The organism is Micromonospora sp. WMMD1082 (assembly GCF_029626175.1).
GTDB lineage: Bacteria > Actinomycetota > Actinomycetes > Mycobacteriales > Micromonosporaceae > Micromonospora.
In genome coordinates this window covers 4,724,040-4,748,139 of record NZ_JARUBM010000002.1, presented here as the reverse complement: position 1 = coordinate 4,748,139, position 24,100 = coordinate 4,724,040, and the positions used below count along the sequence as shown (strand labels likewise).

23 protein-coding genes and 1 pseudogene are annotated in these 24,100 nt (G+C 73.9%); 17 read left to right on the top strand and 7 right to left on the bottom strand.

The window, feature by feature from the left end; all coding sequences use genetic code 11:
- Positions 1–84 precede the first annotated feature (84 nt).
- From O7615_RS21975 to O7615_RS21940, 8 genes are all read left to right on the top strand, one after another.
- Positions 85–894, top strand: a complete 810-nt coding sequence (locus O7615_RS21975) for a phenylalanine--tRNA ligase beta subunit-related protein (RefSeq protein WP_278179685.1) — start codon at positions 85–87, stop codon at positions 892–894.
- On the top strand, positions 891–2,126 hold the full coding sequence (locus tag O7615_RS21970; protein WP_278179684.1) for an ATP-grasp domain-containing protein: 1,236 nt from the start codon (positions 891–893) through the stop codon (positions 2,124–2,126). The genes O7615_RS21975 and O7615_RS21970 overlap by 4 nt, the downstream gene beginning before the upstream one ends.
- Positions 2,117–3,337, top strand: coding sequence for an MFS transporter (locus tag O7615_RS21965; RefSeq protein ID WP_278179683.1), 1,221 nt, complete (start codon positions 2,117–2,119; stop codon positions 3,335–3,337). The genes O7615_RS21970 and O7615_RS21965 overlap by 10 nt, the downstream gene beginning before the upstream one ends.
- A gap of 22 nt (positions 3,338–3,359) precedes the next feature.
- The gene (locus tag O7615_RS21960) at positions 3,360–4,664 is read left to right on the top strand and encodes a TrpB-like pyridoxal phosphate-dependent enzyme (RefSeq protein ID WP_278179682.1); all 1,305 of its coding nucleotides are present in this window, start codon (positions 3,360–3,362) and stop codon (positions 4,662–4,664) included.
- A 62-nt stretch (positions 4,665–4,726) separates the two neighbouring features.
- Positions 4,727–5,425, top strand: a complete 699-nt coding sequence (locus O7615_RS21955) for a flavodoxin family protein (RefSeq protein ID WP_278179681.1) — start codon at positions 4,727–4,729, stop codon at positions 5,423–5,425.
- Positions 5,415–5,762, top strand: a complete 348-nt coding sequence (locus O7615_RS21950) for an AraC family ligand binding domain-containing protein (RefSeq protein ID WP_278179680.1) — start codon at positions 5,415–5,417, stop codon at positions 5,760–5,762. The genes O7615_RS21955 and O7615_RS21950 overlap by 11 nt, the downstream gene beginning before the upstream one ends.
- Complete coding sequence (locus O7615_RS21945) at positions 5,759–6,160, top strand: chorismate mutase (protein WP_278179679.1); 402 nt, start codon at positions 5,759–5,761, stop codon at positions 6,158–6,160. The genes O7615_RS21950 and O7615_RS21945 overlap by 4 nt, the downstream gene beginning before the upstream one ends.
- Positions 6,160–7,617, top strand: coding sequence for a UbiD family decarboxylase (locus O7615_RS21940; RefSeq protein WP_278179678.1), 1,458 nt, complete (start codon positions 6,160–6,162; stop codon positions 7,615–7,617). The genes O7615_RS21945 and O7615_RS21940 overlap by 1 nt, the downstream gene beginning before the upstream one ends.
- Here O7615_RS21940 and O7615_RS21935 read toward each other — a convergent pair.
- Positions 7,562–9,073 carry a PLP-dependent aminotransferase family protein gene (locus O7615_RS21935; RefSeq protein WP_278179677.1) on the bottom strand — a complete coding sequence of 504 codons (1,512 nt, stop codon included), beginning with the start codon at positions 9,071–9,073 and terminating at the stop codon, positions 7,562–7,564. The two genes, O7615_RS21940 and O7615_RS21935, sit on opposite strands and share 56 nt — an antisense overlap.
- A 97-nt stretch (positions 9,074–9,170) precedes the next feature.
- Between O7615_RS21935 and O7615_RS21930 the strand changes: the two genes are divergently transcribed.
- Genes O7615_RS21930 through crtI form a run of 6 tightly spaced genes read left to right on the top strand, consistent with a single transcriptional unit; the run spans position 9,171 to position 14,476 of the window.
- Entirely contained in the window at positions 9,171–9,659 is a 489-nt protein-coding gene (locus O7615_RS21930) for a YbaK/EbsC family protein (RefSeq protein ID WP_278179676.1), read from the top strand.
- A complete protein-coding gene (locus tag O7615_RS21925) occupies positions 9,656–10,459 on the top strand; it encodes a monooxygenase (protein WP_278179675.1) in 804 nt (267 codons plus the stop codon). The genes O7615_RS21930 and O7615_RS21925 overlap by 4 nt, the downstream gene beginning before the upstream one ends.
- A complete protein-coding gene (locus O7615_RS21920) occupies positions 10,456–11,028 on the top strand; it encodes a GNAT family N-acetyltransferase (RefSeq protein ID WP_278179674.1) in 573 nt (190 codons plus the stop codon). The genes O7615_RS21925 and O7615_RS21920 overlap by 4 nt, the downstream gene beginning before the upstream one ends.
- On the top strand, positions 11,025–11,846 hold the full coding sequence (locus tag O7615_RS21915) for a carotenoid biosynthesis protein (RefSeq protein WP_278179673.1): 822 nt from the start codon (positions 11,025–11,027) through the stop codon (positions 11,844–11,846). The genes O7615_RS21920 and O7615_RS21915 overlap by 4 nt, the downstream gene beginning before the upstream one ends.
- Positions 11,843–12,970, top strand: a complete 1,128-nt coding sequence (locus O7615_RS21910; protein ID WP_278179672.1) for a glycosyltransferase family A protein — start codon at positions 11,843–11,845, stop codon at positions 12,968–12,970. The genes O7615_RS21915 and O7615_RS21910 overlap by 4 nt, the downstream gene beginning before the upstream one ends.
- Positions 12,971–12,988: 18 nt before the next feature.
- Positions 12,989–14,476 carry a phytoene desaturase family protein gene (gene crtI, locus O7615_RS21905; protein WP_278179671.1) on the top strand — a complete coding sequence of 496 codons (1,488 nt, stop codon included), beginning with the start codon at positions 12,989–12,991 and terminating at the stop codon, positions 14,474–14,476.
- Positions 14,477–14,486: 10 nt separating this feature from the next.
- Here crtI and O7615_RS21900 read toward each other — a convergent pair whose 3' ends face one another.
- On the bottom strand, positions 14,487–15,176 hold the full coding sequence (locus O7615_RS21900; protein ID WP_278179670.1) for a CDP-alcohol phosphatidyltransferase family protein: 690 nt from the start codon (positions 15,174–15,176) through the stop codon (positions 14,487–14,489).
- Between the two features lie 43 nt (positions 15,177–15,219).
- Positions 15,220–16,137 carry a methylenetetrahydrofolate reductase [NAD(P)H] gene (metF, locus tag O7615_RS21895; protein ID WP_278179669.1) on the bottom strand — a complete coding sequence of 306 codons (918 nt, stop codon included), beginning with the start codon at positions 16,135–16,137 and terminating at the stop codon, positions 15,220–15,222.
- Positions 16,138–16,326: 189 nt separating this feature from the next.
- Between metF and O7615_RS21890 the strand changes: the two genes are divergently transcribed.
- Positions 16,327–17,409: a polyprenyl synthetase family protein gene (locus O7615_RS21890; protein WP_278179668.1), complete on the top strand. Its 1,083-nt coding sequence runs from the start codon at positions 16,327–16,329 to the stop codon at positions 17,407–17,409.
- Positions 17,410–17,413: 4 nt separating this feature from the next.
- Here the strand turns inward: O7615_RS21890 and O7615_RS21885 are convergent, their stop codons facing one another.
- Positions 17,414–17,797 carry an Rv2175c family DNA-binding protein gene (locus O7615_RS21885; protein ID WP_278179667.1) on the bottom strand — a complete coding sequence of 128 codons (384 nt, stop codon included), beginning with the start codon at positions 17,795–17,797 and terminating at the stop codon, positions 17,414–17,416.
- Between the two features lie 164 nt (positions 17,798–17,961).
- Here O7615_RS21885 and O7615_RS21880 point away from each other — a divergent pair, with 164 nt between their 5' ends.
- Together O7615_RS21880 and O7615_RS21875 are read left to right on the top strand one after the other, a co-directional pair.
- A complete protein-coding gene (locus O7615_RS21880; RefSeq protein WP_278179666.1) occupies positions 17,962–19,950 on the top strand; it encodes a Stk1 family PASTA domain-containing Ser/Thr kinase in 1,989 nt (662 codons plus the stop codon).
- Positions 19,950–20,821 (top strand): annotated as a pseudogene (locus O7615_RS21875) (deoxyribonuclease IV). Before O7615_RS21880 ends, O7615_RS21875 begins: the two are co-directional and overlap by 1 nt.
- Before the next feature lie 132 nt (positions 20,822–20,953).
- Here O7615_RS21875 and O7615_RS21870 read toward each other — a convergent pair.
- The 3 genes from O7615_RS21870 to O7615_RS21860 form a co-directional block, all read right to left on the bottom strand.
- The gene (locus O7615_RS21870; protein WP_278182189.1) at positions 20,954–21,973 is read right to left on the bottom strand and encodes a GntG family PLP-dependent aldolase; all 1,020 of its coding nucleotides are present in this window, start codon (positions 21,971–21,973) and stop codon (positions 20,954–20,956) included.
- 107 nt (positions 21,974–22,080) lie between these two features.
- Entirely contained in the window at positions 22,081–23,487 is a 1,407-nt protein-coding gene (locus O7615_RS21865; protein WP_278179665.1) for a 3-deoxy-7-phosphoheptulonate synthase class II, read from the bottom strand.
- 87 nt (positions 23,488–23,574) lie between these two features.
- On the bottom strand, positions 23,575–24,057 hold the full coding sequence (locus tag O7615_RS21860; protein ID WP_278182188.1) for a hypothetical protein: 483 nt from the start codon (positions 24,055–24,057) through the stop codon (positions 23,575–23,577).
- Positions 24,058–24,100: the final 43 nt, after the last annotated feature.

Sequence of the window (24,100 nt, the reverse complement as noted above, 5' to 3'; positions counted from 1 at the left end):
TCTCCCGGAATTGGCCACAACCGGTGGTCGTCCCGCTGCCTACAGTCGACCCGCTCGCATCAACTCGACTCCACGAGGTTCACGATGACCCAGCCAAGAGACGGCGCGGATGCCCTCACGGTCCGCATCGACGACCGGGTACTGACCGCCGTGCCCGCGTACGTCCTCGGCCTGATCGCCGTACCGGCGGTGCAGGTCGCGCCAGCGGATCCGACGACGGCGTCGCTGCTCAGCACGGCCGAGGAGGCGCTGCACCGCGCCGGCCTGGACCGGGCTGGCGTGGCGGAGGTGCCGCAGATCGCCGCCTGGCGGGCGGCGTACCAGGCCGTCGGGGTCAACCCGAACCGGTTTCCCTGCGCCGCCGAGTCGATCGCCCGGCGGGTGGCTCGGGGAGATCGCCTGCCCCGGATCAACGCCCTGGTCGACCTCTGCAACGCGATCTCGCTGGGCACGGCGCTGCCGGTGGCCTCGTGCTCGGTCGCCGGGCTCACCGCGATCGCCGTCCGGCCCGCCGACGGGAGCGAGACCTACCTGCCGCTCGGAGCCCCGGACGCGCCCGAACGGCCCGAGCCGGGCGAGGTGATCTACGCCGACGCCGACGGTCGGGCCCACTCCCGGCGCTGGAACTGGCGTCAGGGTCACCTGGTCCGCACCGAACCGGGCCGGCACCGGCTGCTGCTCACCGTCGAGACGGCCCATCCCGACGGCCGCGCCGACGTGGAGATCGCGATGTCCCTGCTCCTCCCCGCCCTGGAGAAACTGGTCGGGCGACCGCACACCACCCGGTCGGCGATCCTCGACGCCGGCACCACGAGTGCGGTGTTCACCACGGGGCCCACCGGCGACGAGTTCTCGGCCAGCCCCGCCGGAAACCACGGGGGTGTCCGTCGATGAACCGCGCGATCCTCGTCATCTACCGTCCCGCGGCCGGCCGGTACGCCGCCCAGTTCCGCAGCGTGGTGGCGGCGGCCACCGACCTGGGCGTGACTCCGGTGGCGCTGGTGCCGACCGGGCCACCGCCCGCCGACACCGCCGGGATGCCCTGCTTCCACGCGGACCTCGACGACCGGGAGGCCGTCCGGTCCACCGTCGCGGCGATCGTCGCGGCGCATCCGGTGGACAGGATCTTCCCGCTCTTCGAGGGCGACGTGCTGACCGCCGCCTTCTGCCGGCGGGACCACGGCATCCCGGGCCTCGACCCGGAGCAGGCGTTGACCTTCCGCGACAAGAACGTCATGCACCGTCGCGCCACCGAGCTGGGTATGCCGGTCGCCCGCTCCTGCCGACCCGACACCCGTGGCGCGGTGGTGGAGTTCGCCGCCACGGCGGGCTGGCCGGTCGTGATCAAGCCGTACGCCGGCTGGGCCTGCGGCGACACCTACCGGGTCGACTCGGCGGCGGATCTGGACCGGGTGTGGCCGCTGGTCGCCGACAACCGGCACGACTACCGGGTCGAGGAGTACGTCCGGGGCGTCGAGTACCACGTCGACTCGCTGCTGCGCGACGGCGTCACCGTCTTCGACCAGCTCTCCCGCTACACGTACTCCATCCTGGAGTTCCGCGACGAGCCCGGCGGCACGATATCCCGCAAGCACGACCTCACCCCGGACGAGCGGCGGATCCTGGCCGCCAACGCCACGGTGCTGCGGGGGTTCGGGATGCGTACCGGCGTCGCGCATGTGGAGTTCTTCCTCCGCGACGACGGCGAGGTGCTCTTCGGCGAGGCCGCCGCGCGGGCCGGCGGCGGCTCGATCGTCCCCGCCATCGCCGCCGGTCGAGGGATCAACCTGGCCGGCGAGTGGTGCCGCCTCGAACTCGACCCCGGGCACCTGCCCACCACCACGGTCGGCCCCGAGATCGGCACCGAATACCTCAGCTCCGGACGGTTCGGCCGGATCACCGCGATCACCGGCGCGGACGAGCTGCGGGCGCTCGACTCGGTGCTCGACGCGGACGTCTGGAAGGACGTCGGGGACGTGCTCGCCCCGCCGACCGCCTCCAACGACGTCCTCGGCTGGTACGTCTGCGAGGGACGCGACTTCGACGACGTCCGCGCCCGGTTCAAGAACATCCGGGACGCGTTCCAGGTGTCCACCGAGCCGGTCGAGGACGCGTCATGTGGCTGAAACGCTTTCGGGCCCTCCCCCGCCCGCTGCGGATGCTGGTCCTCGCCTCCTTCATCAACCGGGCCGGGATGTTCGTCTTCCCGCTCCTGGCCGTCTATCTGGTGCAGAGCCGGCAACTCAGCGTCGGCGCGGCCGGTCTGCTGATCTCCGTGGGCAGCACCGGCCTGCTGGTCGGTAGCCTGCTCAGCGCTCCGGTCTGCGTCCGGGCCGGTCGCCGTGCCGCGCTGGTGACCAGCCTGGTGCTCAACGCGGTCGGCTACCTCGGCCTCGCCACCGTCAACGGGCCACCCTGGACGTACGCGGTGCTGCTGTTCGTCGCGCTCGTCGGGATGGGGATGTTCGCCCCGGCGGCCAACACGCTCATCGCCGACCTCGCCGAACCGGAGCAACGTCCCTTCGCGTACACGGTCAGCTACATCGCCAACAACCTCGGCATGGGCGTCGGCCCGCTGCTCGGCGGGCTGGCGGCGGCCTACTCGTATCACCTGATGTTCGCCGGGAACATCCTGCTCGGTCTGGTCGCGGCGGTCACCATCAGGCTCTTCGTACCGGCGGACACCCGGCGGCCGGCGGCGGCCGAGCCCGCCGGCACCACCGGACGGACCGGCCGGCGGCGGGATCTCGACGTGGCCGTCGTCGTGCTGGTGTCGTTCTGCTACGTCGCGCCGCTGATCGGCCTGGAGTACACGCTGCCCCTAGCGGTCACCGGCGTGCTGGCGTCCTCGGTGGCGGTGGTCGGCGCGGTCTACACGATCAACAGCCTGGTCGTGGTGACCGCCGGCATGCTGATCGAACGGCGAATCAAGGCGTACCCGACCCGGACCCTGCTGATCGTCGCCGGGCTGCTCTGGTCCGGCGGCATGGCCATCCTGGTCTTCGCCTTCTCGCTGCCGGCCGTGCTGCTCTCCACCGTGGTGTGGACCCTCGGAGAGATCATCGCCTCGGTGGTGGTGCCCACCTACATCGCCGACCACGTCGAGCCGAGCCGGGTGAGCGGCTTCATGGCGCTCAACGGCTTCGTGCTCAGCGCCGCCCGCCTGGTCGTGCCGATGGGGCTCGGCCTGCTCTGGCAGACCCAGGGGCACCAGCCCGTCTTCTACCTGCTCCTGTTGGCCCCGGTGATCGGCGTCGCCGCGTTCGCGCTGCTGCGGATGCGGCCGCCCGTCCCGGCCGCCCCGGCGCCCACCGATCTGGCCACCACCCGTCCCTGACCACCCTCCACAGGAAGCGGCCATGACTGTCACGAAGTTCGTCCTGCCGGACAGCGACATCCCGACGACCTGGTACAACGTCGTCCCCGACCTGCCCAAGGGGCTGCCCCCGATGCTGCACCCGGGCACCCGCGAACCGATCACCCCGGCCGACCTCGAACCGCTCTTCGCGGCGGACCTCATCGAGCAGGAGTTCTCCACCGCGAAGGAGGTGGAGATCCCCGGCCCGGTGCTCGACATCTACCGGCAGTGGCGGCCCAGCCCGCTGGTCCGGGCCCATCGTCTCGAACACCACCTCGGCACCCCCGCGCGGATCTACTTCAAGTACGAGGGGGTCAGCCCTGCCGGCAGCCACAAGCCGAACACCGCCATCCCGCAGGCGTACTACAGCAAGCGCGACGGCGTACGCCGGCTGACCACCGAGACCGGCGCCGGCCAATGGGGCAGTTCGCTGTCGATGGCGTGCGCCTACTTCGACCTCGACTGCGAGGTCTTCATGGTCCGGGTCAGCTACGACCAGAAGCCGTACCGGCGCGGGCTGATGGAGACGTTCGGCGCCTCGGTGAGCCCGAGCCCCAGCGAGCGTACGCAGGCCGGTCGGGATGCCCTCGCCGCCGACCCGCACTCCACCGGCAGCCTCGGGCTGGCCATATCCGAGGCGGTGGAGGCGGCGCTGCACAGCGGCGGTGCGGCCAAGTACTCCCTCGGCTCGGTGCTCAACCTGGTCCTGATGCACCAGACGATCATCGGCCAGGAGGCGCTGCTGCAGTTCGCGATGGCCGACGACTACCCGGACGTCGTCATCGGCGCGGCCGGGGGTGGCTCCAACTTCGCCGGCCTGGCCCTGCCCTTCCTGCGCCGGCAGTTCGAGGGCGGCTCGACCGTCCGCCTCATCGCCGCCGAGCCCACCTCCTGCCCGTCACTGACCGAGGGCAGCTACGACTACGACTTCGGCGACACCGCCGGGCTGACCCCGCTGGCCAAGATGCACACCCTGGGGCACGAGTTCCGGCCGCCCGCGATCCACGCCGGAGGGCTGCGCTATCACGGGATGGCGCCGATCGTCAGCGCGCTGCGGGAGATCGATCTGGTGGCGGCGCGGGCGGTGCCGCAGACCGCCTGTTTCGAGGCCGGCGTGCTCTTCGCCCGGAGTGAGGGGATCGTGCCGGCACCGGAATCGACGCACGCGGTCCGGGTAGCGGTGGACGAGGCGGTGCGGTGCCGGGAGACCGGTGAGGCAAAGGTGATCGTGTTCTCGCTCTCCGGACACGGCCACTTCGACATGCAGGCGTACATCGACTACTTCGCCGGCAAGCTGACGGACTGATCCCGGGCGCGACGGGCGCGGTGCGGCGCCCGTCCCACCCGACAAGCCATCGGGAGAAGCGAGTGCAGAGCGAAGCGACCACCGTCCTGGCCATCAACGGCTCCGAACGGGCCGGCGGCAACACCGATCTCGCGGTCGAGTACGCCGGCCGCCTGATCGCCGCACGTGGTGCCACCCTGCATACCATCCGACTCCGCGATCACCGGATCTCGCCGTGCAGCCCGTGCGGTGACTGCAACAGCCGTACCACGCCCTGCCAGCTCGACGACGACGTTCCCGCCCTGGTGGAGCAGATGGTCGGCGCCGACGCGCTGATCTACGCGGCACCGGTGCACGGCTTCGGCCTGGCCCACCTCATGCAGATCTTCATCGAACGGGCGGGCGTGGGATACCTGCGCTTCAACCGGCCGCTGGCCGACAAGGTCGGCGGGGTCATCGTCACCGGGCGCCGGTACAGCGATTCCTCGGTGCACAACCAGATCGTCAACAACCTGCTGCTCAACCGGATGATCCTGGTCGGCAGTGGTTTCCCCGTCCTGCTGCGCAACACGACCGGCACGCCCGGCCTCACCGACACCGAGGGCATGGACGCGCTGGAGCGGATGGTCCACCGGATGCTCGACATGGTGCAGCTGCTCAAGCGGCACCGGCGGGTCATCGACGACAGCGTCCTGCCGCAGCGGGACCGCAACGAACGCGTACCGCGGCCCCGCCCGAGCGGGGCCGTCCCGACCAGAGGAGATATCGAGAATGTCCACTGACCAGGTCAGCCCGCCGGTCGGCATCGACTTTCCCGCCGCCGAGTGGGAGCGGTGGGAGAAGCCCGGCGCCGAGGGGCGCGTCAAGATCGCGTACGTCGGGGGGCAGCGGCTGCGCCTGCTCGAACTGCCCGCCGGCTTCGACGAGCATCACTGGTGCCTGCGCGGGCACACGGGCTACGTGCTCCAGGGCGAGTTCACCATCCACTTCCGGGACCGCTCGGTGCCCTGCCGCCCCGGCATGGGCTTCGTCATCCCGGACGACGAGGAGCACCGGTCCCAGGGCAGCAACGCGGAACCGACCGTCGTCTTCGTCGTCGACGAGGTGGCGCAGCCGTGAGCCGGGACGACGCCGCCGTGAGCCGGCAGGACGCCGCCGCGCCGGACGCCACCGTGGGCCGGGAGGACGCCGCCGCGCCGGACGCCGCCGCCGGTCCGGCCCGGATCGCCGAGCTGCGGACCACCATCGACGCACTCGACCAGCGGATCGTCGGGTTGCTGGCGGAACGGACCCGGGTGGTCCGCGAGCTGACCGTGCACAAGACCGACGAACCGACCGTCCGCTCGCTGGACCGGGTGCAGCAGGTGCTGGACCGGGTGCGCGACCTCGCCATCCGCGACGGCATGCCGCCGGAGGTGGCGGTCGCCGCCTACCGCGCGCTGATCGAGGAACTGACCCGGATGCAGCTGCGCATGCTGGCGGAACGCACCGCCGCGGCCGTCCCGAAGGGGCAGTGATGGGTCCTCGCGTCCCCGTCGATCTGCGGCACGCCCTGGCCAGCCTCGACCTGCTGCCCGGCGAGATGGTGCGCGTCACCGAGGAACTACCCGCTCGCTACGGCGTCTCGGCGCGCTACGCCCCCTGGGCCGGCACTCCGGCGGCGCCACCCACCGGCCCCGGGCCGGCCATGCTCTTCGACCGGGTCCGGCCGGACCACGGCCCCACCCGGGCCGTGCTGATGGGCCTCTACGGCACCCGCCGCAGGGCGGCCGGCCTGCTCGGTTGCACCCCGGCCGAGCTGCCGCACCGGCTACTCGCGGCGGTACGGTCGCCGCGCCCGCCGGCAACCGCCCCCGCCCCGGCCAGCTGGCCGCGTCAGACGCTGCCGCTCGACCTCACCGAACTGCCGGTACCGGTGCTCACCGAGGAGGACGCCGGGCCGTACCTGACGCTCGGCGCGGTACTCGCCACCGACCCGCAGACCGGCGTACGCAACCTCTCCGTGCATCGGATGTGCGTGCAGGGACCGGACACCCTCACCATCTGGATGGTTCCGGGGCGGGATCTCGGGCTCGCCTACGAGGCGGCACTGCGCCGGGGTTCTCCGCTACCGGTGGCGGTCCACCTCGGGCTCGGCCCGGCGGTGCTGTTGTCCTCCTGCTGCCCGACGTCGCTGGCGCCACCCAGCCTCGACGAACTGGCCGTGGCCGGTGCCCTCGCCGGCCAGCCGGTGGAGCTGCTGCCATGCCAGACGGTGGACGCCGAGTTCATCACGCACGCCGAGTACGTCATCGAGGGCGAGTTGCTGGCCGAGACGGCACCGGAGAACCGGCACGGCACCGTGGCCACCCCGGAGTTCCTCGGCTACCAGGGCCGGGCGCACCCGGCGCTGCCCCTGCTCCGGGTCACCGCGATCACCGCTCGGGAGAATCCCATCCTGCAGGCCGTCTCCGGCCCCGGCCACGAGCAGTCGGTGCTGCTCGGCTTCGGCATGGAAGCCGCCGTGCTGGACCTGCTGGAACGGCGGGACGTACCGGTACGGGCGGTGCACTGCCACACCGCCGGCGGCGGCCTGCTCATGGTGGTGCTTCAGGTGGCCAAGCGCGGCGCGGCGGACGACGCCGCGGTACGCGCCGGCGCCGAGGCGGTGCTGACCGAGTTCCGGATGGCAAAGCTGGTGCTCTGCGTCGACGAGGACGTCGACATCGAGTCCGACCAGGACCTGTGGTGGGCGATGGTGACCCGGTTGCAGGCCGACCTCGACGTGACCGTGTTTGCCGACCGGGAGGGCTTCGCCCTCGACCCGAGCCAGCACACCGGCTACTCGCCGACTCTCTCCGCCGACGGGCGGACCGCCAAGGCCGTCTTCGACTGCACCGTGCCGTACGCGCAACGCGCCCGGTTCCGGCGGCCCCGCTTCACCGAGCTGTCGCCTGCCGCACCGCGGCGGCCAGCAGCGCCACTCCCTCGGTGATCCGGGCGGTGGACAGCGCCGCGTACCCGATCAGGAACGTCGGCTCCACCGGCGGCCGGATGGCGAAGTAGCCCGAGGCCGGATAGACCCGCACGTCCCGCGCTGCCGCGGCGCGCACGATCGCCGACTCCTCGGTGCCGGGCGCGTCGCTCAGGGTCACCAGTACGTGCAGCCCGGCTGCGGCACCGGAGATCCGTACCCCCGCTCCGAAGTGCTCGTAGAGCGCCTCCAACAGCCGGGCCCGACGCTGCCGGTAGAGGCGGTCCATCCGGCTGATGTGTCGGGCGTACGCACCCGAACCGATGAACTCGGCCAGTGCCGCCTGGGTCACCGTCGGAGTCAGCCGGTCGGTGATCCACTTGACGCCGAGGAACGGCCGGACGAGGTGCGGCGGCAGCACCGCGTACCCGATGCGCAGCGACGGGAAGAGGGTCTTGCTGAAGCTGCCCACGTAGACCACGTCGGCATCCCGCGCGTCGGCGGCCAGCGCGGAGAGCCGCCCGGGAGCGAAGGTGAACTCGTTGTGGTAGTCGTCCTCCAGCACCGTGGCGGCACGCCCGCGCGCCCACCGCAGCAGTTCCCGCCGCCGCCGCTCGGACATGACGAACCCGGTCGGGAACTGGTGCGACGGGGTGACGTAGACGAGGCGCACCCGCCCCGGGTGGTGGCCGTGCGCGCGGACCCGGTCATCGATCTCGTCGACCCGCAGCCCTTCCTCGTCCACCGGTACCGGCACCACCGCCGCCCGGGAGTAGCCGAATATCTGCCGCAGCACCGTGTGGCTGGGATCCTCGATCACCACCACCTCGTCCGGGCCGACGAGCAGCCGGACCAGGATGTCCATCGCCTGGGTGGCGCCGCTGGTCACCACGGTGTGCTCCGGTGCCGCGTCGAACGCCCGGCTGCGTCGCAGCAGCGCGGCGATCCGGGTACGCAACGCCGGCGTCCCCTCGGCCGGCCCGTAACCCAGCGTCGTGGCGTCGGCGCGGCTCACCGCCGCGGCCAGCGACTGCCGCCACCGGGCCACCGGGAAGCTGGCCAACGCCGGGGTGCCGTGCCGGAAGTCGTACGCCGCGTCCGGGAGGTGCGTCGGCGCCGGCTCCCACGGCTGCCACAGCCCACTGCCGGTGTCGGTGGGCAGCGGCGGCTCGGGGCGCAGCGGCGCCCGGAGGGCCGGTCCGCTCTCCCGACGCTCGTCCGGCAGCTCACCGCTGACCCGGGTGCCGGACCCGCGCCGCGCGGTCAGCACCCCGTTGGCGCGCAGCAGCTCGTACGCCCGGGTGACCACGGTCCGGGATACCCCGAGCTGGTGCGCCAGTTCCCGGCTGGGCGGCACCGGATCGCCCGGACGCAGCCGGCCGGATCGGACGGACCCGCCGATCTGCTCGCACAGTTGCTGCTGCAACGGCACCGGACTGTCGCGGTCCAGCACGACGAGAAGCTGGGATGAACTCACCTGCGTATGGTCCCCGATCGGCGGGGATCGTCGGGGGTGGCCGATCCGGCGCGTGGCCGGCTGCACCGGCCGGCCACGGACCGGGAAGAATGGCGACATGCAGTCACACCCGAACGTACGCGCGGTGCAGGACGCGCTGGACGGCGCGGCCGCCCGCAACGGCTCCGGCGCGCCCGCCACGGTCCGCCTGCTGCCCGACGCGGTGCACACCGCCGCGGCCGCCGCCGAGGCGCTCGGCGTCGACGTCGGCGCCATCGCCAACTCGCTCGTCTTCGACGCCGACGGGGCGCCGTTGCTGGTGCTCACCTCCGGCGCGCACCGGGTGGACACCGCCGGCCTGGCCACCCGGCTCGGCATCACCCGGCTGCGCCGGGCCACCCCGCAGTTCGTCAAGGAGCACACCGGCCAGGTGATCGGCGGGGTCGCCCCGGTGGGCCACCCGCGCCCGCTGCGCACGCTGGTGGACACCGCCCTGGAGAAGTACGACGAGGTCTGGGCCGCCGGCGGCGTGCCGCAGGCGGTCTTCCCCACCAGCCACGCCGAACTGCTGCGGATCACCGGCGGAACCCCGACCGACGTGGCGTGAACGGGTCAGAAAATACCCCTGAGCTGGTCACCCTGCACGTGTGGCGGGTCTCCCGAGCCGCCCTGCCCCGGGTGCTGGGCCGGATGGCGCTCGACCCGCGCCGGCTGCGCGCCCTGCCGGGCGTACGGTTCGGCAAGCTGCTCGGCACCGGAACCGGCACCGGCTTCGGGCCGGGCGACGCCGACCTCACCCGCTGGGCCGCGCTGACGGTGTGGGACTCGCCCGCCGCGGCCGCCCGGTTCGCCGACTCGCCGGTGGGGCGGGCCTGGTCGGGCATCGCCCGGGCGGGTGTCCGGCTCGACCTGCGGCCGCTGACCAGCCGGGGCGAGTGGTCCGGCCGGCGACCGTTCGGCGATCCCGCCGGCAGCCGGACCGCCGGCAGCCGGACCACAGACGGCCAGGGCGCCGGCAACCGGACCGCCGGCAGCCGGGTTACCGGGCCGGTGCTGGCGCTGACCCGGGCCCGGCTGCGCCCGGCGCGGGCGCTCACCTTCTGGCGGGCGGTCCCGCCGGTCGCCGCCGCCCTGCGCGCCGCACCCGGCCTGCTGGCCCGCTTCGGCGTCGGCGAGGCGCCCCTGGGCTGGCAGGGCACGGTGAGCGTGTGGCGTGATCCGACGGATCTCGTGGCGTTCGCGTACCGTCACCCGGAGCACCGGGCCGCGATCACCCGGACGCCGGCCGAGCGGTGGTACGCAGAGGAGCTCTTCGCGCGGTTCGAGGTGCGTGACGTGGTCGGTGACCGGACGGTACTGGGGTGGGTCGCCGACGACGGTGACCTGGCGAAGGGTGGACGGGCATGAGGTTGGTGCGGTGGACACCGGACGATCTTCTCCGGCGGCTGGACGACGTGGTGGCCGTCTACGGCGAGGCGATGGGTTACCGCGCCGACCTGCTGGAGGCCCGTCGCGGCTACATCGCCACCCACGTGCGCCGGCCCGGCTTCCGCGCCGTCGCCAGCCTGACCAGCGAGGGCCACCTGGCCGGCTTCGGGTACGGCTACGTCGGCGGTCCCGGCCAGTGGTGGCACGACCAGGTGTGGCGGGCGCTGGATCCGGCGACCCGGCTGCGCTGGCTGACCGACTGCTTCGAGGTGGTCGAACTGCACGTACGGCCGCCGGCACAGGGGCACGGGCTGGGCGCCGGGCAGCTGCGCGCCCTGCTGACCATGGCCGAGGGCGTGACCACCCTGCTGTCCACCCCGGAGGCCGACGAGCGCACCTCGCGCGCCTGGCGGCTGTACCGCCGGTTCGGCTTCGTCGACGTGCTGCGCGACTTCCGCTTTCCCGGCGACGAACGCCCGTTCGGCGTGCTCGGCCGGGACCTGCCGCTGCCCGCACCGGGGCCGACACCCCCGCCCGCCCGGCCATGAGCGGACGGTCGCCGACCCGGGCCTGCGTCTGGCTCCTGCTGGCCCTGCTGGTGCTGGCGCAGGTCTGCTACCCGCTGACCGGCGGGGCGACCCGGGCCCGGCTGACCGTGGCCACCGTCGTGCTCGGCTACCTGCTCTCGGTCGGTCACGCGCTGGCCAGCCGGGGGCCGCGGGCGGCGGTGGCGCTGGTCGCGGTGGCCACCGGCGGCGGGTTCGCCATCGAGGCGCTCGGCGTGGCCACCGGCTTCCCGTTCGGCAGCTACGACTACTCGGGTCAACTCGGCCCGAGGCTGGCCGGGGTGCCGCTGATCATCCCCCTGGCCTGGACCTGGATGGCCTGGCCGGCCTGGCTGGCGGCGACCCGGCTCACCCTCGGCACGCCGGCACGGATCGCGCTGGCCACGGTCGGGCTGGCCGCCTGGGATCTCTTCCTCGACCCGCAGATGGTGGCCGAGGGCCACTGGGTGTGGCGCGATCCCACCCCCGCGCTGCCGGGGCTGCCCGGCATCCCGGTCAGCAACTACCTGGGATGGCTGCTGTTCGCGGTGCTGATGATGACCGCGCTGCGCCCGCTCGCCGGGCCCACCGTGGCCACCACCGACGCCCGCGACCATCCGATGTACGCGCTCTACCTGTGGACGTACGGCTCCAGCGTGCTGGCCCACGCGGTCTTCCTCGACCTGCCCGCCTCGGCGCTGTGGGGCGCCGCCGGCATGGCGGTGGTCGCGGTGCCGCTCGCGGTCACGCTGCTGCGGGCCCGACGGGCCGGTGACCGCGACGCCGGCTCGCCCCACTCCCCGGTCGACGTCGCGGCATGACCGCCGCCCTCGTCCTGCTGCTCGGCGTCGCCGCGTTGACCGCGCACACCGTGGTCAACGCCGGCCGGTGGCTGCGCCGCCCGACCGACCGGCCGGTGCGGGTCACCGAGACGGTGGCGGTGCTGCTGCCGCTGCGCGACGAGGCCACCCGGGTCACCCCGTGCCTGCGCGCCCTGCTCGCCCAGCGCGGCGTGCCCGGCCTGCGCGTCCTGGTGCTCGACGACGGCTCGACCGACGGCACCGCCGAGGTGGTCCGCGCGGTGGCCGCCGGCGAGCCCCGGGTCACCCTGCTCACCGGGACCGCGCCGCCGCCGGGCTGGCTGGGCAAGCCGCACGCCTGCTGGCAGCTGGCCACCCGCGCCGGCGAGTCGGCCACCGCGCTGGTCTTCGTGGACGCCGACGTGGTGCTCGGCCCGTACGCCGTGGCGGCGGCGGTGACCGAGCTGCGTGCCGCCGGGGCGACGCTGCTGTCGCCGTACCCGAGGATCGTGGTGCGGAGCGTGGCCGACCGGCTGGTGCAGCCGCTGTTGCAGTGGCTGTGGCTGACCTTCCTGCCGCTGCGCGCGATGGAGCGCTCGCCCCGGCCGTCGCTGGCCGCGGCCGGCGGGCAGTTCCTGGTCGTGGACCGGGCCGGCTACCTGCGGGCCGGCGGGCACGCGGCGGTCGCCGACCGGGTGCTGGAGGACATCGAGCTGGCCCGGGCGGTGAAGCGGTCCGGCGACCGGATCGCCCTCGCCGACGGCTCCCGGCTGGCCACCTGCCGGATGTACGAGGACTGGCCGCAGCTGCGCGACGGCTACACCAAGTCGCTCTGGGCGACGTTCGGGCACCCGGTCGCCGCCGCCGGGGTGGTCACCCTGCTGCTCCTGCTCTACACGGCACCGCCGCTGGTCGCCGGCGTGGCGCTGCTCGCCGGCGCGCCGGCGGTGGCCGGGATCGCCGGCCTGGCGTACCTGGCGGGGGTGGCCGGGCGGCTGGTCAGCGCCCGGGCCACCGGCGGGCGGGCGTGGCCCGACGCGCTGGGCCACCCCGTGTCGGTCGCGGTCCTCGGTTGGCTGACCCTACGGTCGTACCATCTGCGCAAGCGGCGGCGCCTGTCCTGGCGGGGCCGTCCGGTGGGCTAGAGCCTGGGAGGGCGCGGCATGGCGCGGATCGTGGTCGTCGGCGCCGGGGTGGGCGGCCTGGCCGCCGCGGCCCGGCTGGCCGTCACCGGGCACCAGGTGACCGTCCTGGAACGCGCCGACACGGTCGGCGGCAAGCTCGGCCGGCACACCCGCGACACCCCCGAGGGGTCGTTCCACTTCGACACCGGCCCGAGCCTGCTCACCCTGCCCGAGGTCTTCCACGAGCTGTTCGAGGCGACCGGGGCGAAGCTCGACGAGTACCTCGACCCGGTGCCGCTGGACCCGATCGTGCGGCACGTCTTCCCCGGTGGCGGCCCGGTGCTCGACTCCTGCGCCGACCCGGCCGAGTTCACCGCCCGCGTCGGCGCGGCCCTCGGCGACCGGGCCGCCGCCGACTGGCAGCGGCTGTGGCGGCGCGCCGCCCGGGTGTGGCGGGCCGCCGAGGGCGACATCCTGCGCCGCCGCGTCGACTCCCCCCGCGACCTGGCCCGGCTGGCCTGGCGGCTGGGCGACCTGGCCGCGATCCGGCCCGGGCAGAGCCTGCGCGGGCTGGGCCGCGCCCTGATCTCCGACCCCCGGCTGCGGATGCTGCTGGACCGGTACGCCACCTACACCGGCGCCGACCCGCGCCGCGCGCCGGCCGCGCTGGTCGCGGTCCCCTACGCCGAGCTGGCCTTCGGCGGCTGGTACCTGCGCGGCGGGCTGGGCACCCTCGCCGACGCGCTGCTGTCGCGCTGCCTGGACCTGGGGGTGGTGATGCGCACCGGCGCCACGGTCACCCGGATCGACGCCGTCGGCGGCCGGGTGCACGGGGTACGCGTCGCCGGGCAGAACGCCCCGGTCCCGGCCGACGTGGTGGTGGCCAACGTCGACGCGCTCACCGTCTACCGGGACCTGCTGCCCGACCCGCGCCGGCTGGCCGGGTTGACCGACCGCAGCCTGGCCGGTTTCGTGCTGCTGCTCGGCGTACGCGGCGACTCCGGGTTGGCGCACCACAACGTCTTCTTCCCGCGCGACCACGACGCCGAGTTCGACGCCGTCTTCGGCGGCCCCGGGCGGGGGGTACGGTCCCGCCCGGCCGCCGACCCGACGGTCTTCGTCACCGTCGCGGACGACCCGGCGGTCCGCCCGACCGGACACGAGGCGTGGTTCGTGCTGGTCAACGCCGCCCGCCAGGGCACCGCCCCGGGAGCGGTCGACTGGCGCCGGCCGGGGCTGGCGCCCGCGTACGCCGACCGGATCCTCGACGTGCTGGCCGAGCGGGGGGTGGACGTACGCGACCGGCTGGTGTTCCGCGACATCCGTACCCCGGCCGACCTGGCCGGATCCACCGGCGCGCCGGGCGGGGCCATCTACGGCACGGCCGGCGGCCTGCTTCGGCCGGCCAACCGGGGCCCGGCCCGGGGCCTGTGGCTGGTCGGCGGCTCCAGCCACCCCGGCGGCGGCCTGCCGATGGTGGCCCTGTCCGCGCAGATCGTCGCCGACGCGATCGGCCCCGCCTGGTAGGCCGCCGGGCTCAGCCGGCGTCGATCAGCGCCCGGCGGACGGCGGAGAGGAGCTGCCCCAGCCCGAAGGCGGCCAGCAGCACCCAGACCGCGGTCGCCATGGTGATGGTGCCGGCGGCCAGGTCCGCTTCGATCAGGCCGGTCAGGCCGGCCAGCAGCAGCCCGGCCACGGCCACGCAGACCCGGGTGGGGCGCTCCCCCACGGTGACCGCGCCGATCTCCCGCATGCCGGCGGCAACCGCGCGGGCCCGGACGTACTCGTGCAGCCAGGAGAGCGCACCGCCCGCGGCGACCAGCGCACCCGGCGCACCGACCAGCCAGAACGCCACCAGCCAGGCCGCCTCGCCGATCCGGTCGGCCAGCGAGTCGTAGACGTAGCCGAGCCGGGTGGTGCGGCCGGTGGCCACCGCCACCGCACCGTCGACGCTGTCGGCCACCGAGGCGAGCAGCACGAACAGCGCGGCCAGGAACGGCCCGTCGCCCGGCCGGACCGCGAGCAGCGGTACGCAGAGGCAGAGCAGCACCCCGGCCACCGTCACCGCGGTCGGGCCGACCCGCAGCCGGCCCAGCAGGAACCCGACGTGGTAGGAGAAGCGCAGCCAGCCACGCACCACGGGGGTGGCGGCCCGGGGATCGAACCCGCCGTGCAGCCGTGCCCACGCCGTGGCGTACTCGTTCCAGTTCAGCTGTCTGCCCACCACGGTTCAACCGTCACGGCGGCGCTGAGGTGTCGCGCGCCGGGTGTCACGTCGTGGCGCCCACCCGCAGGTTCTGCCAGATCTCCCGGGTCGCGGTGGACCGGTTGAAGGTGATGAAGTGGATCCCGGGAACGCCCTCGTCGAGCAGCCGCCGGCACATCTCACTGGTCTGCTCGATGCCGAGCCGGCGGACCGCCTCCGGATCGTCGGCGACCCGCTCGAAGCGGGCGGCCAGCGCCGGCGGGAAGGGTGCCCCGGACAGCTGCACCGACCGTTCGATGGTGCCGATCCGGGTGACCGGCATCACCCCGGCCAGGATCGGGGTCTCGCAGCCGGTGGCGGCGACCCGGTCGCGCAGGCGGAGGTACTCGTCGGCGTCGAAGAACATCTGGGTGATCGCGAACTCCGCGCCGGCCCGGCACTTGCGGACGAAGTGCTCGGTGTCGGTGGCGACGTCCGGTGAGCGCGGGTGCCGGTACGGGAAGGCGGCGACGCCGACGCTGAAGTCCCCGGAGCGGCGGACGAGTCGGACGAGATCCTCGGCGTAGTGCACGCCATCGGGATGCGGGATCCACTCGCCGGTGGGATCGCCCGGCGGATCGCCGCGTACCGCCAGCACGTTGCGCACCCCGGCGCCGGCCAGCCGGCCGATCACGTGCCGCAGCTCGGCGACGGAGTGGTCGACCGCGGTCAGGTGGGCCATCGGCACCAGGGTGGTCTCGGTGGCGATCCGCTCGGTGACGGCGACCGTGGTGTCCCGGGTCGAGCCACCGGCGCCGTAGGTGATCGAGACGAACGAGGGGCGCAGCGCCTCCAGCTCGCGGATCGCCTGCCAGAGCTGCCGCTCCCCCTGCTCCGTCTTCGGCGGCATGAACTCGAAGGAGAAGGTCGGCTGGCGGTCGCGGATCAGCTCCCCGATCGCCGGTTGCGGATTCGGGAGGACCGATGGAAGACCGAGCGCCACGCACCGACTCTAGCGGGCCGGTCCGGGCGCACCCACCGGCTTCCCAGGGGTGGGGACGGCAGGGGACCGCGCAGCGGGCCGACCCGGGGCCGCACGACGCCGGCCGACCGGCCCGTGACCAGCGGCCGGACGACGCGCCGGAACGTGGCTGAGTCGCCGCGGCGCCCGTCGACCTACTAGCGTCGGGACGTGACCCACGCTGCTCCCGTCTCCCCCGTCGACCGTGCCAGCCTGCGCCAACGCGTCGACAGGGCGCTGTCGGACTTCCTCGCCGGCCGGCGATCCTGGATGGCCGGCGTCGACGGTGGCCTGGCGCCGGTCGCCGAGGCGATCGAGGCGATCGTGCTGGGCGGGGGCAAGCGGCTGCGGCCAGCCTTCGCCTACTGGGGGTACCGGGGCGCCGGCGGGGTGGACACCGACCCGGTGGTGACCGCCCTCTCCGCACTGGAGTTCGTCCAGGCCAGCGCCCTGATCCACGACGATCTCATGGACCGCTCGGACACCCGCCGGGGCGAACCGGCGGTGCATCGGCGGTTCGCCGCCCGGCACCGCTCGGCCGGCTGGGGTGGCGACCCGGACGCCTTCGGCGACGCCGCGGCGATCCTGCTGGGCGACCTGTGCCTGGTCTGGTCCGACGAGTTGCTGCACTCCGCCGGGCTCGATCCCCGCGCGGTGGCCCGCGCCCGGCCGGACTTCGACGAAATGCGCACGGAGGTCACCATCGGGCAGTACCTCGACGTGGTGACCCAGGCCAGCGGCGACACCTCGCTGGAGCGGGCCGGCAAGGTCGCCCGGTACAAGTCGGCCAAGTACACCGTGGAGCGGCCGCTGCTGATCGGCGCGGCGCTGGCCGACGCCCCCGCCGACGTCCGCATCGCCTACTCGGCGTACGGGCTGCCGCTGGGTGAGGCGTTCCAGCTGCGCGACGACGTACTGGGCGTCTTCGGCGACCCGGCGCAGACCGGCAAGCCGGCCGGTGACGACCTGCGCGAGGGCAAGCGGACCTACCTGGTGGCGGCGACGCTGGAGGCGGCCGACAAGGCCGATCGCGCGCTGCTGCTCGGCGGGCTCGGCGACCCGGGCCTGGACGCCGCCGGGACGGCCCGGCTGCGGGAGCTGATCGTCGCCACGGGCGCGCTGGCCCGCACGGAGCAACGCATCGTCACGCTGACCGACGCGGCGCTCGCCGCGCTGACCGCCGTCGACCTGGACACCGAGGCCCGCCAGGCCCTGGTCGACCTGGCCATCGCCGCCACCCGCCGCGCCGACTGACCCCTCAGAAACCGAGGGCCTGGGCGCGGCGCTTGACCTCGCGGGCCTGGTCGCCGGCGAGGGCGGTGGCGGGCGTACGGCCGGACAGCGTGTCGTCGGTCTCGTAGAGCCAGCGCAGCGCGGCCTCGTCGTCGTAGCCGGCATCGGCCAGCAGGGTGAGCACGCCGGGCAGGTGCTTGAGCACGGTGCGGTTGGCCACCAGATCCGCCGGGATCCGGCGGACGCCGTCGCGGCGTACCGCGATCAACTCCCGGTCCCGGACCATCTGGTGGACCTTGCTGATCGGCAGGTCGAGCCGCTCGGCGACGTCCGGCAGGGTCAGCCAGGCCGCCGGGTCGGCGGGGCCGGGCCCGGGCACGGCGCCCTCGGCGGGTACGGATTCGGTCACGCGCAACACCCTGCCACGTCACCCCCACTCCGGGTCAACGACCTCCCGACAGCCACGCTGAGCAGCACGAACCGTCACCCTGTGCGCGTGGTGGACCCGCAAACCCGCGCCCGGCGGTAGCATCCTGTTCGACCATCATCCCCCGACACATAGACTGCCTGCCGATGGACACACAGGTCGCCGACACGTTGCTGGGCTCGCTGATCGACGGGCGCTACCGCATTCGCGGTCGCGTGGCCCGTGGCGGCATGGCGACCGTGTACACCGCCACCGACGAGCGGCTCGAACGCACCGTCGCCGTAAAGATCATCCACTCGACCCAGGGCCCGCCGGGCCAGGCCGGGCGCGCCAGCTTCGTCGACCGGTTCACCGACGAGGCCAAGACGATCGCCCGGCTCACCCATCCCAACGTGGTCGCGGTCTACGACCAGGGCAACCACGCCGGGCGGCCGTACCTGGTCATGGAGTACGTCCGCGGGCGCACGCTGCGCGAGGTGCTGACCGAGCGACGCCGGCTCAACCCGGACGAGGCGCTGGCCATCACCGAGCAGATGCTCGCCGCGATCACCGCTGCCCACCGGGCCGGGCTGGTGCACCGGGACGTCAAGCCGGAGAACGTGCTGGTCGCCGAGGCACCCAGCGGCGGCCCGGCCAACCTCGTCGACAGCGTGGTCAAGGTGACCGACTTCGGGCTGGCCCGGGCGGTCGAGGCGAGCACCGACCACGACAGCGGCAACCAGTTGATGGCCACCGTGGCGTACGTCGCTCCCGAGTTGGTCACCGACGGCCGCGCCGACGCCCGCACCGACGTCTACTCGACGGGCATCGTGCTGTTCGAGATGCTCACCGGCCGGGTGCCGTACGACGGTGACCGGCCGATCGACATCGCCTGGCAGCACGTCGACCGGGACGTCCCCGCGCCGTCGACGCTGGTGCCCGGCCTGCCGAGGGTGCTCGACGACCTGGTCGCCCGGGCGACCCGGCGCGACCCGACGGCCCGCCCCGCCGACGCCGGCACGTTGCTGGCCGAGGTGCGGGTGGCCCAGGACGGCCTCGGCAACCCGAACAGCCACACCGCCAGGCTCTCCCCCGTGCCCGACGGCCCGGCCGTGTCCCAGCCGACGATGGTGGTGGCGGCCGTCCGCCCGCCCGAGCGGCCGACCTGGGCCCGGCTGCCGGAGGGCGGCGCACCGACTCGCGGTCGGCGCCGGGCGGCCTCGAACGGCGGCGACGACTGGCGCTCCCGGCTGGCCGCGCTGTGGTCCCGGCTGGCGGGTGAGGGCAGCGGGCGCCTCGCCGTCGCCGCCGTCGTGGTGGTGCTCGGCCTGGTGGCCGCGCTCGGCGGCTGGTGGTTCGGGGTGGGCCGGTACACCACCACGCCGCAACTCGTCAGCCTGAGCAAGGCCGAGGCGCAGGCACAGGCCTCCCAGGCGGGCCTCACCGTGCGCTACGCCGACCCGCGCCACGACGAGCAGGTCCCGCGCGACGGCGTGGTGGGGCAGGAGCCCGCCTCGTCCGCCCGGATCCTCAGGGGCGGCACCGTCACCCTGACCCTGTCGCTGGGGCCGGAGCGCTTCCCGCTGCCGGACGTGGTCGGCAAGGAGTTCGACCTGGCCGAGGCGGACCTGGTCAGCGCGCAACTCGAGGTCGTCAAGGGCAGCGCCCGGTACGACGACGGCCTGCCGGAGGGCGTGGTGGTGGCCACCAGGCCGGAGGCGGGCAAGGAGGTCAAGCCCGGCGACGAGATCACCGTCATCCTCAGCAAGGGCCGGGCCCCGATCACGGTGCCGAACCTGGTCGGCAAGACCCTCAACGACGCCCGCGCGCAGATCGCGCAGCTGGGCCTGGTGCTGGTGGAGCCGACCCACAAGGAGTCCGACAAGCCGCGCGACGAGGTGATCGGGCAGAGCCCGGCCGACGGCAGCGGCGTGGAGCGGGGTGCCCAGATCCGGCTGGAGGTGAGCGAGGGGCCGCCACTGGTGACCGTGCCCCGGGTCATCGACCTGCCGTGCCAGCAGGCCAAGCAGGTGCTGGAGAGCCAGGGCTTCCCGGTGACGGTCCAGTTCAACCCGGAGGCCGTCACCCGGTTCCAGAACCCGAACGAGAACGCCCAGGTCGCCCCGGGAACCCAGATCACCATCGGATGCTTCTGATGCCGGCCGCGGATCCCGGCCACCGGCCGATCGGCGCGCACACGCCCACCTCCGGCGGGCTGGCGAAGGCGGCACTGCCGTACGTCGACGCGGCCGGTTCGGAGGTGGCGCAGGTCTACGTCGGCAACTCCCGTGGCTGGGCGATGCCGGCGGGGGATCCGGCACAGGACGAGCTGTTCCGCGACGGCTGCGCCGAGCGGGGCGTCGCGGTCTACATCCACGCGTCGCTGCTGGTCAACCTCGGCTCCCCGACCGTGGCGACAGTCGAGCGGTCGACGCAGACCCTGGCCCACGCGCTGCGCCGGGGCGCCGCGATCGGCGCGCGCGGGGTGGTGTTCCACGCCGGCAGCGCGGTGGACGCGGGGCACGCCGAGGCGGCGATGCGGCAGGTACGCGAGTCGCTGCTGCCGCTGCTGGACTCGGCCGCCGACGCGGGCGGGCCGATGCTGCTGGTCGAGCCGAGCGCCGGCGGCGGCCGGTCGCTCGCCTGCCGGGTGGAGCAGCTCGGGCCGTACCTCGACGCGGTCGACCGGCACCCGGGGCTCGGCGTCTGCTTCGACACCTGCCACGCCTGGGCCGCCGGGCACGACCTGGCCGCCGAGGGCGGGATGACCGCAACGCTGGACACCCTGGTCGCCACCGTCGGAGCGGACCGGTTGCGGCTGGTGCACGCCAACGACTCGAAGGACCTGTGCGGCTCGACCCGCGACCGGCACGAGAACATCGGCAAGGGCATGATCGGCGAACCGCGTTCGCCGAGTTGATGCGCCACCCCGCCACCGCCGGCGTCCCGATCCTGGTCGAGACCCCCACCGAGCGTCACCTGGGCCACGCCGCCGACATCACCACCCTCCGCCGCCTCCTCCCCTAACTTCCCCACCCCACCCCACCCCACCCGCTCTCGTCGATCATGCAGTTGTGGTCGTCGCATACCGGGGCAGGAGCCCCGAAACGGCGACCACAAGTGCATGATCGCCGGGGTGGGGGGTGGGGGGGTGGGGGGTCAGGTGCGGAGGATGTGGGTGAGGGTGGCGGCGGCGTGGTCGATTGCCGCGTCGGTGACGTCCAGGTGGGTGACCAGGCGGGCGGTACGGGGGCCGAGCACCGAGATCAGCACCCCCTCGGCGCGGGCGGCGGCGGCGAGGGCCGGCGCGTCCAGCGGCGCCTTGGTCAGGTCCAGCGGGACCAGGTTGGTGCGCACGGGCGCGGCCAGCACCCCGAACGGGGCGATCGCCTCGGCCAGCCGGGCCGCCTTCGCGTGGTCGGCGGCGAGCCGGTCGACGTGGTGGGCCAGGGCGTACCGTCCGGCGGCGGCCAGGATGCCGGCCTGGCGCAGCCCACCGCCCATCCGCTTGCGGATCATCCGGGCCCGGCCGATCCGCTCGGCGGTGCCGACGACCAGCGAACCGACCGGCGCGCCGAGCCCCTTGGACAGGCAGACCGACAGCGTGTCGAACAGCGCGCCGTAGGTGGCCAGCGGCACCTCGTCGGCCACGTGGGCGTGCCAGATCCGGGCGCCGTCACAGTGCAGCGCCAGCTGCTCGGCGTCGGCGACCCGGCGCAGCTCGCGCAGCGTGTCGAGCGGGATCACCCCACCGCCGCCCCGGTTGTGGGTCTGCTCCACGGCGATCGCGCGGGTGGGCACCGCCCAGTATCCGTCGGGGCGGATCATGCCGGCGACCATGTCGGGGTCGAGCTCCGCGCCCACCGCCGGCCAGGTCCGCGAGGTGATCCCGCCGTACGCGGCAGCGGCCCCCATCTCGTACGTGACCACGTGCGCGTCGGCGTCGCAGAGCAGCTCCGCGCCGGGCGGCACCAGCAGTTGCAGGGCGATCTGGTTGGCCATCGACCCGCTCGGGCAGAACAGCGCGGCCTCGTGCCCGAACACCGCGGCGACCTCGGCCTCCAGGGCGTTGACCGTCGGGTCCTCGCCGTAGACATCGTCGCCGACCTCGGCGGTGGCCATCGCCTGCCGCATCCCGTCGGTGGGCCGGGTCACGGTGTCCGAACGCAGGTCGGCCAGCACCCGCGCCGACTCCTCGGCCACGGTCGTTCCGTCGGCCGCCGACCGCTCAGCCACGGTCGTCCTTTCGGCCGCCGACTGCGGGGCTCGCAAGCTCACTCCTCGCGTCAGCCACGGAGCATCTCCGCGACGAGGAAGGCCAGCTCCAGCGACTGCTGGGTGTTCAGCCGCGGGTCGCAGGCGGTCTCGTACCGGTCGGGCAGGTCGAGGTCGGCGATGCCCTGGGCGCCGCCGAGGCACTCGGTGACGTCCTCACCGGTCAGTTCGACGTGCAGGCCGCCGGGGTGGGTGTCCAGGCCCCGGTGCACCTCGAAGTAGCCCAGCACCTCGTCGACGATCCGGTCGAAGTGTCGCGTCTTGTAGCCGTTGGACGACTCGTGGGTGTTGCCGTGCATGGGGTCGCACTGCCAGACCACCTTCGCCCCGGCGGCGGTCACCTTGGCCACGATCGGCGGCAGCGCGTCGCGGACCTTGTGGTTGCCCATCCGGCTGATCAGGGTGAGCCGGCCGGGGATGTTGTTCGGGTTCAGCTTCTCGCACAGCTCGATCGCCTCGTCCGGCGTGGTGGTCGGGCCGAGCTTGACGCCGATCGGGTTGGCGATGCGGGAGATGAAGTCGATGTGCGCGCCGTCGATCTGCCGGGTGCGCTCGCCGATCCAGAGGAAGTGCCCGGAGAGCCCGTACGGCCGGCCGCCGGAGACCCGGGTCAACGCCCGGTCGTACTCCAGTGCCAGGGCCTCGTGCGAGCAGTAGAGGGTGACCGTCCGCAGCGCGTCGTCGTCGGTCATTCCGCAGGCGCGGATGAAGGCCAGCGCCCGGTCGATCTCCCGGGCGATCGCCTCGTACCGCTCGCCCGCCGGGGAGTTGCGCACGAAGCCCTTGTTCCAGTCGTGCACCGCGTGCAGGTCGGCCAGCCCGCCGGCGAGGTACGCGCGGAGCATGTTCATCGCGGCGGCCGAGTTCGCGTACGCCCGGATCATGCGCTGCGGGTCGGCGACCCGCGCCTCCGGCGTCGCCTCCAGTGAATTGATCATGTCGCCCCGGTAGGCCGGCAGGCCCCGGGCATCGGTCGGCAGCGACCGGGGTTTGGTGTACTGCCCGGCGACCCGGGCCACCTTGACCACCGGCAGCGACGCGCCGTAGGTGAGCACGATCGCCATCTGCAGCAGGGTGCGGGCGTTGGCCAGCAGGTGGCTCTCGGTGTTGTCGGCGAAGGTCTCCGCGCAGTCGCCGCCCTGCAGCAGGAACGCCTTGCCCTCGCAGACCAACGCGAGGCGCTGACGCAACTGGTCGACCTCGTACGGGGCGACCACCGACGGCACCGTGTCGAGAACCTTGCAGACCTCGGCGACCTGGGTCTGGTCCGGCCAGGGTGGGGTCTGCGTGCGCGGCAGCTCCCGCCAGCGGTCCAGGCCGAGGGCCTCGTCCTCGGCGGAGTCGACGGTCGGGCGGCTGGTCTGCAGCACCCGGCTGCCCACCGCCGGATGACTCAACTGATGCCACTCATGGCGCATGACATGCAGCGTACGGCGACGGCGGGAGCGACCGACCGGCGAGGGGCCGGGTTCCGGTAGATGGACGACCCCGCCCGGTGGCCCAGGTCAGGGCGTCGGCACCGGTGCCGGGCTGTTCGCACCGGGTCGCTCGTCGGAGATGCACCAGTCGAGGCCGTCGCGGGTGACCGTGAACAGCAGCGGACGGGTCGCCTTGCGGCTGCCGACCGCCACCGTGACGGAGGTGCTGACCTCCTGCCCGGCCGGGCCCGGCCGGATGTCGGTGATCTCGGCCCCCGACACCTCGAAGTGGTCGGCGAAGTCACCGTTCGGTTCGGTGGCGGCGGCGTCGAACGCCTCGTGCAGCACCGCGCAGAGCTGGCCGCGACCGGCCGCCACGTCCTTGGCCGCCATCGCGTCGAGGTACGCCTGGACCCGCTCCCGGGACTGCAGCGTGGCCTCCTCGGCGGGGGCCCGCCCGGGCTGCTCCGCCTCGTCCTCCCCGCCGACGAGCCCGCAGCCGGACAGGGCGAACGGCACGGTCGCGAGCAGCACGGCGACGGTCGCCGGTCGCCGGTACGTGACCCGCATCGCTACCTCCTCGACGGCGGACATCGAGACACAGTCGAGCGGC